Annotated in this window: 11 protein-coding genes; all 11 read left to right on the forward strand. The window is 43.1% G+C overall.

Annotation, left to right across the window (positions count from 1 at the left end; all coding sequences use genetic code 11):
- The first annotated feature begins 22 nt into the window (after positions 1-22).
- The 11 genes from G7074_RS21405 (at position 23) to G7074_RS21455 (ending at position 15,361) form a co-directional block, all read left to right on the forward strand.
- Positions 23-1,741, forward strand: a complete 1,719-nt coding sequence (locus G7074_RS21405; protein ID WP_124559129.1) for a RagB/SusD family nutrient uptake outer membrane protein — start codon at positions 23-25, stop codon at positions 1,739-1,741.
- 103 nt (positions 1,742-1,844) lie between these two features.
- Positions 1,845-3,674 (forward strand): glycoside hydrolase family 2 protein, encoded by a 1,830-nt coding sequence (locus G7074_RS21410; RefSeq protein WP_166211218.1) that lies wholly within the window; start codon positions 1,845-1,847, stop codon positions 3,672-3,674.
- Positions 3,675-3,678: 4 nt separating this feature from the next.
- Positions 3,679-4,752, forward strand: coding sequence for an endo-1,4-beta-xylanase (locus tag G7074_RS21415; protein WP_166211221.1), 1,074 nt, complete (start codon positions 3,679-3,681; stop codon positions 4,750-4,752).
- Positions 4,753-4,764: 12 nt separating this feature from the next.
- On the forward strand, positions 4,765-4,920 hold the full coding sequence (locus G7074_RS21420; protein WP_158674005.1) for a hypothetical protein: 156 nt from the start codon (positions 4,765-4,767) through the stop codon (positions 4,918-4,920).
- Between the two features lie 202 nt (positions 4,921-5,122).
- Positions 5,123-5,308, forward strand: coding sequence for a hypothetical protein (locus tag G7074_RS21425; RefSeq protein WP_166211224.1), 186 nt, complete (start codon positions 5,123-5,125; stop codon positions 5,306-5,308).
- A 250-nt stretch (positions 5,309-5,558) separates the two neighbouring features.
- Positions 5,559-8,201 (forward strand): glycoside hydrolase family 2 TIM barrel-domain containing protein, encoded by a 2,643-nt coding sequence (locus G7074_RS21430; RefSeq protein WP_166211227.1) that lies wholly within the window; start codon positions 5,559-5,561, stop codon positions 8,199-8,201.
- 12 nt (positions 8,202-8,213) lie between these two features.
- Positions 8,214-9,389: a DUF5009 domain-containing protein gene (locus G7074_RS21435; RefSeq protein ID WP_166211230.1), complete on the forward strand. Its 1,176-nt coding sequence runs from the start codon at positions 8,214-8,216 to the stop codon at positions 9,387-9,389.
- A 12-nt stretch (positions 9,390-9,401) separates the two neighbouring features.
- Positions 9,402-11,861, forward strand: coding sequence for a glycoside hydrolase family 2 TIM barrel-domain containing protein (locus tag G7074_RS21440; protein WP_166211233.1), 2,460 nt, complete (start codon positions 9,402-9,404; stop codon positions 11,859-11,861).
- 6 nt (positions 11,862-11,867) lie between these two features.
- Positions 11,868-13,061, forward strand: coding sequence for an alginate lyase family protein (locus G7074_RS21445; protein WP_124559122.1), 1,194 nt, complete (start codon positions 11,868-11,870; stop codon positions 13,059-13,061).
- 7 nt (positions 13,062-13,068) lie between these two features.
- A complete protein-coding gene (locus G7074_RS21450) occupies positions 13,069-14,235 on the forward strand; it encodes a glycoside hydrolase family 88 protein (protein ID WP_124559121.1) in 1,167 nt (388 codons plus the stop codon).
- A 4-nt stretch (positions 14,236-14,239) separates the two neighbouring features.
- Complete coding sequence (locus tag G7074_RS21455) at positions 14,240-15,361, forward strand: glycoside hydrolase family 18 protein (RefSeq protein ID WP_166211236.1); 1,122 nt, start codon at positions 14,240-14,242, stop codon at positions 15,359-15,361.
- The last annotated feature ends 50 nt before the right edge of the window (positions 15,362-15,411 follow it).

Here is a 15,411-nt window from a genome sequence, read left to right on the forward strand (position 1 = left end):
TCACCTTTAAAAACTAAAAGAGATGAAAAAAAATATATTTTATTCAATCCTGACCCTTGCAGTAATCTGCGTGGCGGGGTGTAAAAAAAGCGGGTTTCTTCAGGATGGCGAATTTAGCGGCGGTAACGACATTACACAGGCGCAGTTGTGGGCCAATCCCGATTATGCCCGTAATTTCCTGAACAATGTTTATGCATCACTTTCCGATCGCTACGATCTGGATGATGGAGCGCTACTGGCTTCGGCATCTGATGAGGCCGTTAACTCTAACCTAAACTCATCAGTAAACATTTTGAATAATGGTACCTGGAGTCCGGTTAAAACCTTTGATGATGTGTATTTTGCCATGTATTCGGGTATTCGCAAGGCCAATATGTTTCTCGAAAATATAGATGGCGCAGTAATCGTACCGGCCGACGAAACTTTTCCGTTAAACAATGCAGCAAACCAGGGAATGGTACCACAAATTGCCCGCTTAAAAGGTCAGGCTTATTTTTTACGTGCATTTTTCCAGTTCGAATTACTTAAACGTTATGGCAGTTTTGCTATCGTAACCCGTACACTAACGGTAACCGATGATCTGGACTTACCGCGAAACTCTTTTGACGATTGTGTGAAACAGATTTCTGCCGATTGCGAAGAAGCCATTACGCGGCTGCCGCTATCTCCAACAGAATGGAATACACCTTTGCGTGGCAGGGCTACCCAAACCGCTGCAATGGCACTTAAAGCCAGGTTACTGCTGTATGCGGCAAGTCCCTTGTACAATCCGGGTGGCGATGTAGCCAAATGGCAGGCTGCTGCCGATGCCGCAAAGCGGATTATAGATACCGGTAAACATGGTATTTATACGTCTTACCCCAATATCTGGTTATGGAACAATGGTGCTTTTAATATCGAAACCATTTTTGCAACTGCAACCTTAAACACCAATACCATCGAACAAAATAATGCGCCAGTGAGCTACGATGCAGCTAATGGCCGTACAAACCCGACACAGGAATTGGTAGATGCCTTTGAAATGAAAACCACAGGCCGGATGATTACCGATGCGGCTTCCGGCTATTCGGCAACTGCGCCTTATACCAACCGCGATCCGCGTTTAAATTTTGCCATTATGTACAATGGCTCAACTTTTAAAAGTAAACCAGTAGAAACTTTTGTAGGTGGTAAAGATGGTTTGGGTTTAAATGTAAATGCAACCAAAACCGGTTATTACCTGCGTAAGTACTTAAGTGAGAGTGCATCTTGGGCAGGAAATAGTGCTACCGTACGTCGCCCGTGGATTTTCTTCAGGTACGCAGAAGTGCTTTTAAATTATGCCGAAGCATTAAATGAAGCGCAGGGTACCGGTGCATTAACACAGATTTTAACAAGCTTAAATGCAATCAGAAGCAGAACTGGTGTAGCTATGCCTGCTTTGCAAACTACCAACCCGGCTGCAAACGGTTATGTGGCGCCAACCAAAGAAGAGTTGCGTAAACGCATCCGTAACGAGCGTAGGGTAGAGCTTTGCTTCGAAGAACAACGTTTTTACGATGTACGCAGGTGGAAAGAAGGCGAAACCACATTTAACAAAGCTGTTACAGGAATGCGGATTACACAGGTAGGGCCAAGCACCTTTACCTACACATCATTTACGGTAGAAAACAGGGTTTTTATGGCTAAGAACTACTTATATCCGCTTTCACAGAACGAATTAAACAAAGCACCAAAGCTGGGACAGAACCCCGGTTATTAAAAAAAAACTAGATTTTGCTCAAATTTAGGCGGACGGTGGAAACACCGTCCGTTAATTAATTGTTAGTTTTGGGACAATCAATTAATTAATAAAAACTTAAGTTATGCTAAAAAGAACCTATAGCGTATTTTTAATTTGCTTTTCACTTCTTTCATCAGTCAGTTACGGTCAGGTTACGGCTATACAGAATATTCAGGCACGTAAAATCCAGAGCCTGAATGGTAAATGGAATTATATTGTCGATCCGTACGAAAACGGTTACTATGATTACCGCCACGAACCGTTCGATCAGTCTAAGACCGGAACCGGAGGCTATTTTGATGATAAAGTACAGAAAGATAAGTCAGAACTGATTGAGTATGATTTCGACCATTCGCCACAAATGAATGTTCCCGGCGACTGGAATTCGCAGTCAGAAAAATTAGAGCTTTATGAGGGCAATGTTTGGTTACGCAAAAAGTTTGATGCAAAACCCGAAAAAGGAAAAAGATATTTTGTGTATTTCGGTGCGGTTAACTACGTGGCGCATGTGTACCTGAACGGTAAAAAGCTGGGCGTGCACAAAGGTGGTTTTACCCCTTTTCAGTTCGATGTAACCAGCAATTTAAAAGCGGGCGAAAATTCTATCGTACTTAAAGTAGATAATATCCGCAAGCAAGACGAAATCCCAACCGTAAATACCGACTGGTGGAATTATGGCGGCATTACCCGCGATGTTTTCCTGGCCGAATTTCCGGAGCATTTCATCAGCGATTATAAACTTCAGCTCGTTAAAGGCAATAATAACCTGTTAAATTTTACGGTGAAACTGGCCGATGCGACTTCAGGTCAGGAAATTACATTGTCTATTCCGGAGCTTAAGCTAGAGAAGAAATACAAAACTGATGGAGAAGGAAAAATTGCAGATGAGTTTATCTGGAATAACCTGAACCTTTGGTCGCCCGAAAACCCTAAGCTTTACGCGGTAAATATTAAAACCGATAAAGAAGATATCAACGATAAAATTGGTTTCAGAACCATACAGGCAGATGGCGACAGCATTTTGTTAAATGGCAAATCTGTGTTTTTAAGAGGCATTTCGCTGCATGATGAAAACCCGCTTCTGGCTGGCCGTTTACGCTCGGAAGGCGATATGCGTATGATGTTACAGTGGGCAAAAGATATGAATTGTAACTATGTGCGTTTGGCACATTATCCGCATAACGAAGAAATGATCCGTTTGGCTGATGAGATGGGGCTATTGGTTTGGGCCGAGGTTCCGGTTTACTGGACCATCAGTTGGACTAATCCTGCCACATATGCCAATGCGAAGCAACAATTAACCGATTTAATTGTACGCGATAAAAACCGCGCCAGTGTAATTGTTTGGTCGATAGGGAACGAAACACCGTTGAGTAGCGCCCGTTTGAGCTTTATGAGCAACCTGGCCGAAACTGCCCGCAATTTAGACGATACACGTTTGGTAGCTGCAGCCCTCGAGGTACACCGCGAAGGAAATAACATTATTTTAAACGATCCGCTTGGCGAAAAAATAGACCTGGTGAGTTTTAACGAGTACGCCGGCTGGTACTGGGGAGGCAATCCTTCCGAAATTATCAAATACAATTTCGATATCAAGTACAAAAAACCTGTGGTGATTACCGAGTTTGGCGGCGATGCCTTAGGTGGTTTCCACGCCGATGAAAATACACGCTGGAGTGAAGAATACCAGGAAGCTTTATACAAAAACCAGATTACCCTGTTGAGCAAAATTGGCGCACTGCGTGGCATGACTCCCTGGATTTTAACTGACTTCCGCTCACCAAGAAGACAACACCCGATTTACCAGAATTTCTGGAACCGCAAAGGCTTAATTAGTGAAACCGGTAAGAAGAAGAAAGCCTTTTATGTACTAAAAGATTTTTACGGCCAAATGCAGGTCAAATACAAATAAAAAGATGAACAGATTTACGACAATTGGTTTTGCTACGAAAATGATGCTATCAGCATCTTTGTTAACCATTTCTTGTGCCAAGAGTACCAGTATCGATATTCCGGTAATAAAGGCAGAAGAAAGCTTGCAAAAAAAGATGCCCTTCCCAATAGGCGCAGCTTTAAATGTAAGTTTGTTAAAAAGCAATGCCAGTTATCGTAACCTGGTAATAAAAGAATTTAACAGCGTTACCGCCGAAAACGCAATGAAATTTGCTTCGGTTCATCCTGCTAAAGATACCTACACCTGGAGTGATGCCGATTACCTGGTTGATTTTGCCAGGGCCAATGGCAAGCGCGTGCATGGGCATACCTTAAACTGGTACCAGTCGTTGCCCGATTGGGTAAAGAATTTTCAGGGCAGCACGGCCGATTGGGAAGATTTACTGAAAACCCATATTCAAACCGTTGTGGGGCATTTTAAGGGCAAGGTAGTTTCGTGGGATGTGGTGAACGAAGCGGTAAACGAAGATGGCACTTTGCGCAACACAATCTGGCTACAGAAACTGGGCGCCGACTATATCAGCAGGGCATTTCAATATGCACACGAGGCAGATCCCGATGCCCTGCTATTTTACAATGATTACGGGCATGAGTACAGTTCAACTAAACGTACCGCCATATTAAATCTGGTTAACGGGTTAAAAAGCAAAGGCATCCCAATTGATGGAATTGGCCTGCAAATGCATACCAACGTAACCCAAACCGATGCTAATTTAACTGCCGCAATTACAACTGCTGCGGCAACCGGGCTAAAAGTCCATATTTCTGAAATTGATATCTCCCTTAATTCAGGTGATACACCTGGTGCAAGTTATACTGCCGCTTTAGGCGAGCAACAGGCAGCCAAATATAAAACCATTGTTAAAGCTTATAATGCCATACCCAAAAATCAGCAGTTTGGCATTACCCAATGGAATGTTACTGATGGCGATAGCTGGATTCCACTGTTTTATAAACGTGCTGACTGGCCTTTGCCCTTCGATGCACAATACCAGCGGAAAGCAGCTTACCAGGGGATTTTAGACGGCGTTAAATAGCAAATTACATCCATGAGAAAGTATCTTTCACTGGCCTTAATTTTAGGCCTTTCCGTAACCACTACGGGCGCACAGGACAAAAAAATCGAAAAGAAAATCGATTCGGTTTTAAAACTGATGACTTTAAACGAGAAAATCGGGCAGTTGAACCAGTACACAAACCAGTAGTGATGAGTTACTTGGTGTGCCTTGTGCCTTTGTGGTTAAATGAAAATGGTTCGGATGAACACCGACAGTTGATTATTCCGTGGATTCAGTGTCTCTGTGGCAAGAAAAAAGTATGGGCCACGGATGCACGGAGAAATACGGAAGAGGTTGTGTGAATTAGGATAGAACTCAGCTGGTCGGTGGTGACACCAACCAGTAGGAAATGAAAACGGTTCGTGTGGACACGAACCATGGCATTTTGAACAGTAACGGTGGTATTTTGAATAGCAACGGCGGTATTTTGAACAGTAACGACGGCAGTTTGAACAGCAACGGTGGCATTTTGAACGGGAACGATGGCTTTTGGAACAGTAACGACGGTGTTTGGAACAGTAAGAATGGAGCTTAGTTGGTCGGTGAGGACACCAACCAGTAGGGAAGAGGTTGTTTGAATTATGATAGAACTCAGCTGGTCGGTGGTGACACCAACCAGTAGGGAAGAGGTATACGGGGATCGTCATCTCGACTGGAGCGCAGCGAAATGGAGAGATCTATAAACAGATTTCTCGACTGCGTTGCACTTCGCTCGAAAGGACGGATGCTATTAAAACGATGGCAAGGTTAAGAGCCTATCAATTAAATTATTGAAAATTAAACAAATGTTAAAAGCGAAATCACTTTTATTACTTATTGCCCTTATAACTGGCTTCCAGTGCCTGGCGCAGGATACTGGCCGTAATATTATTAGCCTGAACGATCAATGGGAATTCCATAAAGAAAACGGACCGGCTGAAGCCATTACGCTTCCACATACCTGGAACGATAAAGATGTTTTAGACGATGCTCCCGGTTATTACCGTGGCGTAGGCACTTACAAACGCAAGTTAAAACTCGATGAAAGTGCAAAAAACAAAGCAGTGTATCTTGTTTTTAATGGTGTAGCGCAAGAAGTCGAAGTATTGGTTAACGGACAATCTGCAGCTAAACACATCGGTAGCTATACCCGTTTCATTGTGCCCATAAATAGGTTTTTAAACTATAAAGATGATGTGATTGAAGTTAGGGCGACTAACCGCTTCAACGAAGATATTCCACCATTAACTGCCGATTTTACCTTTTTCGGAGGTTTATACCGCAATGTTAACCTCTTAATTACCAATCCGGTTCATTTTTCACAAAAGGAAAATGGAAGTGCCGGGGTTTTTATTACCACGCCGCAGGTTTCGGCAGCTACAGCGAGTGTGCAGGTTAAAAGCTCTATCGATAACAGCTCAATTGCAGCCAAAAAAGTACAGGTCGAAACGGTTGTTTTTGATGCGAAAGGAAATGCCGTAGCCAATCAAACTACTGAGGTTAACATCAATAATGGTGGTAACATGATGGTCGTACAGCACATCAAGGCCATTCAAAAACCACAACTATGGTCGCCTGAAAACCCTTACCTATACCGCGTAATCACTAAAATTATCGATACCAAAACGAAAGCTGTTATCGATCAGGTATCCAATCCGCTGGGTTTTCGCTGGTTTAAATTCGATGCCGAGAAAGGATTTTTCTTAAACGATAAAGCAGTTAAAATTATTGGGGCCAGCCGCCACCAGGATTACGAAAACAGGGGCAATGCTACGCCAGATGCTTTGCAGATCAGGGATATAGAACTGCTTAAAGCCATGGGCGGTAACTTTTTGCGTGTAGCCCATTATCCGCAAGATCCACAGATTTTAGAAGCCTGCGATAGGTTGGGTATATTGGCCTCGGTTGAAATTCCTGTAGTAAATACCATTACCGAAAGCGAAGCTTTTACCCAGAACTGTTTGAACATGCAGACCGAAATGATTAAACAGAATTTTAATCACCCAAGCATTATCATTTGGGCTTATATGAATGAGATTCTGTTGCGTTTAAAATTCTCAAATGATAAACCCCGCCAGCAGGTGTATTTCAATCATGTGCGTGTGCTGGCACAAAAACTGGATAGCCTAACCCGTAAACTCGACCCCTCGCGCCATACCATGTTGGTTAACCACGGGGCCTGGGACATTTACAATAAGGTTGGTCTGACCAAAATCCCGATGATAGTTGGCTGGAATCTGTATTCGGGCTGGTACTCTGGCGTTCCCGAAGATTTTGGTAAATTTTTAGATCGTCACCACAAAGAACTACCCAATACACCTTTTATGGTTACAGAATATGGGGCCGATGCCGATCCTCGGATTCGCTCATTTTCGCCCATCCGCTTCGATAAAAGTGTAGAATATGCAGTTAAGTTTAATCAGGTTTACCTCAATGCAATGCTAAGCCGTCCATTTGTAGCAGGTGGAATAGCCTGGAACCTGGCCGATTTCAATTCCGAAACCCGCGAGGAAACCATGCCGCACATCAATAATAAAGGATTGCTCACTATTGGTCGCGAGGCAAAAGATACCTATTTTCTCTACCAGGCCTATTTATCAGCTCAACCTTACCTTAAAATTACTTCCGCGCAATGGAAGGAGCGGACCGGTACAGCCGATTCAGCCAGCTTAACCACCAGTACGCAGTCTGTACAGGTAGCTACAAACCTTAAATCGGCCGAACTTTTTTTAAATGGCAAAAGCTTAGGCTTAAAAGCAGCAGTCGATCACATTATCGATTGGCAGGTGCCTTTTATTAACGGTATCAACCAATTGCGGGTTGTTTCTGCTGACCAGAGCGATGAGTCCGAAATATATTTCCAACTGCAACCTTTTAAATTTAATGCAGCCAATATTCCCTTTAAAAATATCAACGTGCTGCTAGGGGCCAAACGCTTTTACATCGATGAGAAGGAACATCAGCTTTGGATGCCCGATCAGCCTTATCGAGCCGGTGCATGGGGTTATGTAGGGGGCGAACCTTATAAAGGCACCAATAACCGCATTACTTATGGCAGCGACAAAAATATTTTAGGCAGCGATAACGACCCTGTTTACCAAACACAACAGGTAGGTATCAGGCAGTTTAAGTTCGATGTTCCTGACGGCGAATACGAAATAGCACTGCATTTTGCCGAACTGGTGGGCGGAGAAGCCAAAGAAGCCCTGGCCTATAACCTGGATAACAACCACAAAAAAGAAATAGAAAAGCAACGCATTTTCGGGGTTTCCATCAACGGCACACCTTTTATGCCAAAATTAAATCTGGCGCTCGATTTTGGTTACACCACTGCCGTAAAGAAAACCACCAGAATTACCGTACAAAATGGTAAGGGAATCTCGGTTGATTTCAGTGCCATTCAGGGTAAACCGGTTTTAAATGCCATACAGCTTAGAAAAATTTATTAATCGCTACATAAAATGAATCAGCTACCGCTCCGTATTTTATCGATCGACGTTTTAAGGGCCATCACCATGTTGCTGATGATCTTTGTAAACGATGTGGCCGGTGTATCGCATATCCCCGAATGGATAAAACATACTGATGCCAATGTAGATGGTATGGGTTTTTCTGACCTGATTTTTCCTGCCTTTCTGTTTATCGTTGGACTCTCGTTGCCTTTTGCTTTGGCAAACCGAAAGAAAAAGGGCGATAGTATCTGGCAACTGATTGGTTACATCGGATTAAGATCGCTCGCGCTAATTGTGATGGGGTTTTTCCATGTTAACTTAGAGAATTACGATCAGGCATCGGCTTTGTTGCCTTATCCGGTATATTCATTATTGATTACCTTAGCCTTTTTTCTCATCTGGTTAGATTATTCGGCTGATGTTTCAAAACCAAAAAAGTACACCTTTATAGCTTTAGGTATTGTTTTGCTGGCGGCTATGGCCTGGTTTTACAAAGGAGGTAATGCCGAAGAACCACAAGGCTTAAAGCCACATTGGTGGGGTATTTTGGGGATTATTGGCTGGGCCTACCTGGTTTCGGCCTTGGTGTTTTTATGGTGCGGCTCCAGCTTGCTGACTTTACTGTTCGCCTTCACCGTTTTTGCAGGTATTAATTTAACTACGCACTTGGGCCTGATACAGCCGCATATTCCAATCGTGGGCGATGCTTCTTCCATAACCTTAATGCTCGCCGGTGCTTTAGTATCGGCACTGTACAAGAGAACGACCAGCAAGGATAAACCATCCGATTTTTGGTTTTTAGCCGCATTTTATGGCCTGTTAGCCTTCTGTTTCGGCATGTTTATCAGGCCTTACGCCGGTGGTATTTCTAAAATTTATGCCACACCGGCCTGGGTATTCGTATGTCTAGGTATCTCTATCCTCGTTTTTGAGCTGTTAATTTTTGTGGTAGATGTGAAAGGGAAGAAGGATTGGTTTAAATGGATTAAGCCCGCCGGAACCAGCACTTTAACCTGTTACCTCATTCCTTATGCCTTGTATGCAATGATGGGAATAATGCATTTCCATTATCCTCATTTCTTAAATGCTGGTGTTGGTGGCCTCATCAGGTCGGTTTTGATCTCCTTTTTGGTAATCGGTATCGTTGCATTTTTAGAAAAGAAAAAGTTGCGTTTAAAAGTTTAATTTTTAAAATAGATGTTAAAACAAATTAAGTATATAAGCCTGTTCATACTCTTGTTATCCAGTAACTTATTGTCTGCACAGCAATCGGTTAGGTTAAACAATAACTGGGAGTTTTTAAAGCAAGATTTAGGTGGTGTTTGGGAAGCTGTGCGCCCGGTGGGTGCGGGTAACCCTGAGTCGGTTCCCTTGTGGCAGAAAGTAAGCCTGCCACATTGTGTAAATGCTGAGGATGGAGTAGACCCAGATGTGAATTATTATCAGGGGCCTGCCTGGTACCGCACCAACCTAAAAATCGAAAACCCTTACCAAAACGGAAGGACCATATTGCATTTCGAAGGTGCCGGACAGAAAACCGAAGTATATGTGTATACCACAAAAGTAGCTGCGCATGTAGGGGGCTACGATGAATGGACGGTTGATATTACCGATGCAGTTGCGGCTTTCCAAAAAACAGCAGTTTACCAAAAGCAGTTTAAAGGTAAGGTGCCGGTTTCGGTACGGACCGATAATTCGAGAGATTTGGAAATGATTCCTTCCAATTTATCTGACTTTAACGTTTACGGCGGCATTTACCGCTACCTTAATCTGGTTTACATGCCCTCCTTATCGGTTGATAAAATGTTTGCCAAAGCCGAGGTTGATGCACAGGGCAAATTAGGTAAACTGAGTGTTAAAGCGAGGTTTTATAATACTGCTCATGCAGGAGGCGCAAGTATAAAATTTAGATTGGTTGCCCCGAATGGAAAAATTGTAACTGAAACCTATAAAAAGCTCGAAATTTCGAATGATCTAAGACTTTGGGATATAGAAATTAAAAAACCTGTTTTATGGAATACCGATAAACCCGCACAATATACCCTGCAATACGAAGTCATTTCAACTACCGGAAATTACAAGGGAGAAGAGAAAATCGGATTCCGCAATATCGAATTTGTAGAAAAAGGCCCCTTTAAGTTAAATGGGCAACGGTTGCTGTTACGCGGTACCCACCGTCACGAAGATCATGCTGGTGTAGCTGCAGCTATGACAGAAGGCATGATCCGTCAGGAAATGCAAATGATGAAAGATATGGGCGTTAATTTTATTCGCCTGGGGCATTACCAGCAGTCGCGCATTGTTTTAAACCTCTGCGATAGTTTGGGCATCATGGTTTGGGAAGAAATTCCCTGGTGCCGTGGTGGCTTGGGCGGCGAAATTTACCAGCAACAAGCCAAAAGAATGCTCACCAATATGGTAGAGCAGCATTACAACCATCCGGCCATAATTATCTGGGGCATGGGTAACGAAAACGATTGGCCCGGCGATTTCCCCGAGTTTGACAAAGAAAAAATCAGGACTTTTATGAAAGAATTGAATGATTTATCGCACAAACTGGATAAATCGCGTTATACCGCCATTCGCCGTTGCGATTTTTGCAGCGACATTGTAGATGTGTATTCGCCTTCTATCTGGGCGGGCTGGTATCGTGGTGCCTATACCGATTATAAAAAAGCTTCGGAAGATGAATTTGCCAAAGTTAAGCGCTTTTTACACGCAGAATGGGGCGGCGATAGCCATGCATTACGCCATTCGGAAAACCCCGATAAAGCTTTAAGTAAAATTAAAACAGGTGGTGCAACCGATGAAAGGGCAGGCGATGCCTCGTTGTACGGTGGTGCAGCCCGTATTTCTAAAGATGGCGACTGGAGCGAATCGTACATCACCAATTTAATTGACTGGCATTTAAAAGAGCAGGAAAATATGCCCTGGTTAAGTGGTACTGCTTACTGGCCTTTTAAAGATTTTTCTACCCCAGTTCGTCCCGATAATCCGGTGCCTTACATGAACCAGAAAGGGGTGGTAGAACGCGATTTTACCAAAAAAGAAGCTTACTATGTTTTTCAATCTTATTGGACAAGTCAACCCATGGCGCACATTTACGGGCATAGCTGGCCGGTACGATGGGGCGATGCAGGCGAAGAAAAAATGGTAAAAGTGTATTCGAACTGCACCGAAGCCGAAATTTTTCTGAATGGCAAAAGCTTTGGAAGCAAAAAACGGAACAGTCAGGATTACCCTGCAGCCGGTCTGCGCTGGAACCTGCCATTTGTAAAAGGCGAGAACACCGTTAAAGTGATTGCTAAAAAAGGAAAGGAAACGGTAACTGACGAAATTAAGTTTAACTACCAAACCGAAAAGTGGACAAAGCCTGCTCTGCTCGAACTGAAAAAAATCGATCAGCAGGGCGATACCGCTACGGTAGAAGTGAAGCTTTTAGATAGCGGGAACATACTTTGTTTAGATGCCATAAACTGGATTAGTTTTGGTTTAACCGGAGATGGTAAATTGATTGACAATCAGGGAACTTCATCGGGCTCGCGTAAGGTGCAGGCCTACAACGGCAGGGCCATCATTAAGGTAAAGTTAAACAAAGGACAAAGCGTTGTTTCTGTTGCAGCTGAAGGTTTAAAAACAGTATTCACTACATTATAATTTACCATGAAAAGAATTATTTCCACTGTATTGCTGGCGGTTTGTTGCCTGGTGGTAACAGCCGCTAATCCGGCTGCTTGGCCAGTCTCACCAAAGGCCGGTAATTTAGAAAAAGAAGCTACGGTTTTACTCAGGAAGCAGATTCTGGCCGAAGCAGCCTGGGCGATGAAACAAGCGCCGGTCACCATTACCGACGCTTCATCGCCGCGAAGTGCGGGTGGTAAGCACGATTTTTTCTCCGAAGCCGATTATTTCTGGCCCGATCCGAAAAACCCGGATGGACCATACGTTAACCGCGATGGAATGACCAATCCCGATAATTTTGTAGCACACCGTAAGGCCATGATTCGCTTTAGCAAGGTAATTGGTGCCCTGGCCTCGGCCTATAAAATTACCGGCGACGAAAAGTACGTACAACAGGCTGTTAAACATTTTCAGGCCTGGTTTATCAATTCAGCCACGCTGATGAATCCAAACCTGCTATTTGCACAAGCGGTAAAAGGCAAATTTACCGGCCGTAACTACGGCATTATCGATACCATTCATTTAATGGAAGTGGCGCAGGGTGCCCTCGTAATGGAAAAGGCCAAAGCATTTGATAAAGAAACCGCAAAGGGAGTGAAAAAATGGTTTAGCGCGTATACGTTGTGGCTAAACACCAGTAAGCCCGGTATTCAGGAGAAAACAGTAAAAAATAACCATGCCACTTGCTGGGCCATGCAGGTAGCCTCATTCGCAAAGCTATGCGGTGATGAAAATATGCTCGATTCGTTGCGCAACAGCTACAAAACCATACTATTGCCAAACCAAATGGGAAACGATGGTAGCTTTCCACTCGAAACCGTCCGTACCAAACCTTATGGTTATTCTATCTTTAACCTCGATGCCATGACCATGCTTTGTCAGATCTTATCAACTCCGAAAGATAATCTCTGGGATTTTGAAACTGCAGATGGTAAATCCATTAAGAAAGGGATCGCTTATTTATATCCGTTTATTGCCGATAAAAGCAAATGGACGCTAACACCTGATGTAATGTATTGGGAGAACTGGCCTGTAGCACAGCCCTTTCTATTATTTGGCGCAGTACAGTACAAACAGGCAAACTGGTATGCAGCCTGGGCAAAATTAGACCACCAACCTCAAGTAGAAGAAGTAATTAGAAATTTACCTATCCGTAACCCTTTAATCTGGTTATAATATGAACATGAAAATAACACTAACGGCATTAAGTATGCTGCTTGTCACCGCAGTAAAGGCACAAAAAACTGATGTGAAAAAAGCATTTGCAGCGGCAGCAAAACAAACCGATGTACTGGTTAAAAACGTAGATTCGGTACGAAAAATAAGGCCCAATCTGGTTTCGCCGCGTACGGTAGAAAATGGTCAGTTTAAAATGGTGATTTCAAAAGACTGGACCAGTGGCTTCTTTCCGGCAGAGTTATGGTATTTTTACCAGTACACCAATGATAAGAAATGGCTCGATCTGGCCCGAAAATATACAGCAGACATTAAAAAAGAACAGTTTAATACAAGTACGCACGATTTGGGTTTCATGGTGTATTGCCCCTTTGGCAATGGCTACCGTTTAACCAACGATACCGCTTACCGTTCAGTAATTATCCAGGCGGCAAAATCGCTTGCTACCCGCTTTAATGTTAAATCAGGGGTGTTAAAGTCATGGGATCATAGCGGCAGTAAATGGAAATTTCCGGTAATTATCGATAACATGATGAACCTGGAACTGCTGTTCGAAACCACCAGGTTAACAGGCGATTCGTCTTTCTATAAAATTGCGGTTTCGCATGCCAATACTACGATCAAAAATCATTTCCGTCCCGATTTTAGCTCTTATCATGTGATCGATTACGATACCTTAACCGGTAATGTACGCCAAAAGGTAACTGCACAAGGCTATGCAAACGAATCGGCATGGGCCCGCGGACAGGCCTGGGCGTTGTACGGCTATACCATGTGCTACCGCGAAACTAAAAATAAGGCATATTTGGCTCAGGCTGATGGTGTTGCAGGATTTATCTTAAACAGTAAAATTACCCCGGCTGATGGTATTCCTTACTGGGATTACAACGATCCTAAAATTCCGGAGGTATCCAGAGATGCTTCTGCTGCTGCCATTACGGCTTCGGCGCTTTACGAACTGGCCAAATACAGTAACAGTGGTAAAAAATACAAAGCTGCTGCCGATAAAATTTTATACTCCTTAAGTACAAAATACACCAGTAAGATTGGCGATAACTATGGCTTTATTTTAGAGCACAGCACAGGCCACCGTCCGGCCAAATCAGAAATAGATGTGCCGATTAATTACGCCGATTATTATTACCTGGAAGCTTTATTAAGAAGTAAAAACTAAAAAGATGAGAACCTTAGAGCTATTCGTTTTTGCAATTGCGGTAACAGTCATATTATTGGCCATGCGTATCGATCGTGCACCTAAAAATAAGGTAGTTATTGGTTACGTGGGTGGTTATAAGGGGCTGGTTAATATCAGTAAAATATCGGCTGAGAAGCTCACGCACATTAATTATGCTTTTGTTGATGTAAAAAATAACCGCGCTTACTTGCACCGCGAAGCAACCGATACCACCAATCTGCAACAACTTAACCTGCTTAAACGTAAAAATCCGGCGCTTAAAATCCTGATTTCGATTGGAGGCTGGGCCTGGAGTGAAAATTTTTCGGATGCTGCCCTTAGCGATACTTCGCGCAAGGCTTTTGCGGCCAGTGCAGTTAAAATTATCGAAAAATATAAACTGGACGGGGTAGATGTTGATTGGGAATATCCGGCTATTGCAGGCGAAGAAGGTAATGTTTTCAGACCGGAAGACAAACAGAATTTTACCTTATTGCTTAAAGAGTTGCGTTTGGAGCTGGATACCTTAGAAAAACAGGAACATACCAAAAAGCTTTTAACCATAGCTGTTGGTGGCTTTACCAATTTCATCAACCATACCGAAATGGATAAAGCACAGCAGTATCTTGATTTTGTGAACCTGATGACCTACGATTTTTACCACGGCCAACTGGCTGGTCACCACACCAATCTCTATAACTCTAAAACCCATCCGGCCGATAATTATGCTGATAAAACCTTTCGCGAATTTGTAGCAGCAGGTGTTCCGCCAGCAAAGCTGGTGATGGGTGTGGCATTTTACAGCCGGGCATTTACGCTTAAAAACAGCGCTACAAAAGGTTTAGGTGATAGTGTGTTAAGTAGCAGATATGGAAAGGGTTATACTTTTATAAAAGATAGCCTTGTTAACCAAAAAGGTTTTACCAAATATTATGATAAAGAGGCCAAAGCGCCTTATATCTATAATGCAGCAACGCAAGAATACATGACTTTTGATGATGAGCAATCGGTTAAAGAGAAGTGTGCCTATGTGTTGAAAAATGGCATGGGTGGTGTAATGTTCTGGGAGTACGATTCAGACCTGAATGGCTATTTGCTAAACCAAATCAATAAAAGTTTAAAATAAAAAGAGGATTTAGAGCTATTTGGTATAACCTAAAATCACTAAATAACGAT

The sequence above is a fragment of the Pedobacter sp. HDW13 genome, assembly GCF_011303555.1.
Lineage (GTDB): Bacteria > Bacteroidota > Bacteroidia > Sphingobacteriales > Sphingobacteriaceae > Pedobacter.

Coding starts and splice junctions, on each gene's coding strand:
- G7074_RS21430 (WP_166211227.1), top strand. CDS start 5,559: ATGTTAAAAGCGAAATCACTTTTATTACTTATTGCCCTTATAACTGGC.
- G7074_RS21455 (WP_166211236.1), top strand. CDS start 14,240: ATGAGAACCTTAGAGCTATTCGTTTTTGCAATTGCGGTAACAGTCATA.
- G7074_RS21410 (WP_166211218.1), top strand. CDS start 1,845: ATGCTAAAAAGAACCTATAGCGTATTTTTAATTTGCTTTTCACTTCTT.
- G7074_RS21445 (WP_124559122.1), top strand. CDS start 11,868: ATGAAAAGAATTATTTCCACTGTATTGCTGGCGGTTTGTTGCCTGGTG.
- G7074_RS21415 (WP_166211221.1), top strand. CDS start 3,679: ATGAACAGATTTACGACAATTGGTTTTGCTACGAAAATGATGCTATCA.
- G7074_RS21435 (WP_166211230.1), top strand. CDS start 8,214: ATGAATCAGCTACCGCTCCGTATTTTATCGATCGACGTTTTAAGGGCC.
- G7074_RS21450 (WP_124559121.1), top strand. CDS start 13,069: ATGAAAATAACACTAACGGCATTAAGTATGCTGCTTGTCACCGCAGTA.
- G7074_RS21405 (WP_124559129.1), top strand. CDS start 23: ATGAAAAAAAATATATTTTATTCAATCCTGACCCTTGCAGTAATCTGC.
- G7074_RS21440 (WP_166211233.1), top strand. CDS start 9,402: ATGTTAAAACAAATTAAGTATATAAGCCTGTTCATACTCTTGTTATCC.
- G7074_RS21420 (WP_158674005.1), top strand. CDS start 4,765: ATGAGAAAGTATCTTTCACTGGCCTTAATTTTAGGCCTTTCCGTAACC.
- G7074_RS21425 (WP_166211224.1), top strand. CDS start 5,123: ATGAAAACGGTTCGTGTGGACACGAACCATGGCATTTTGAACAGTAAC.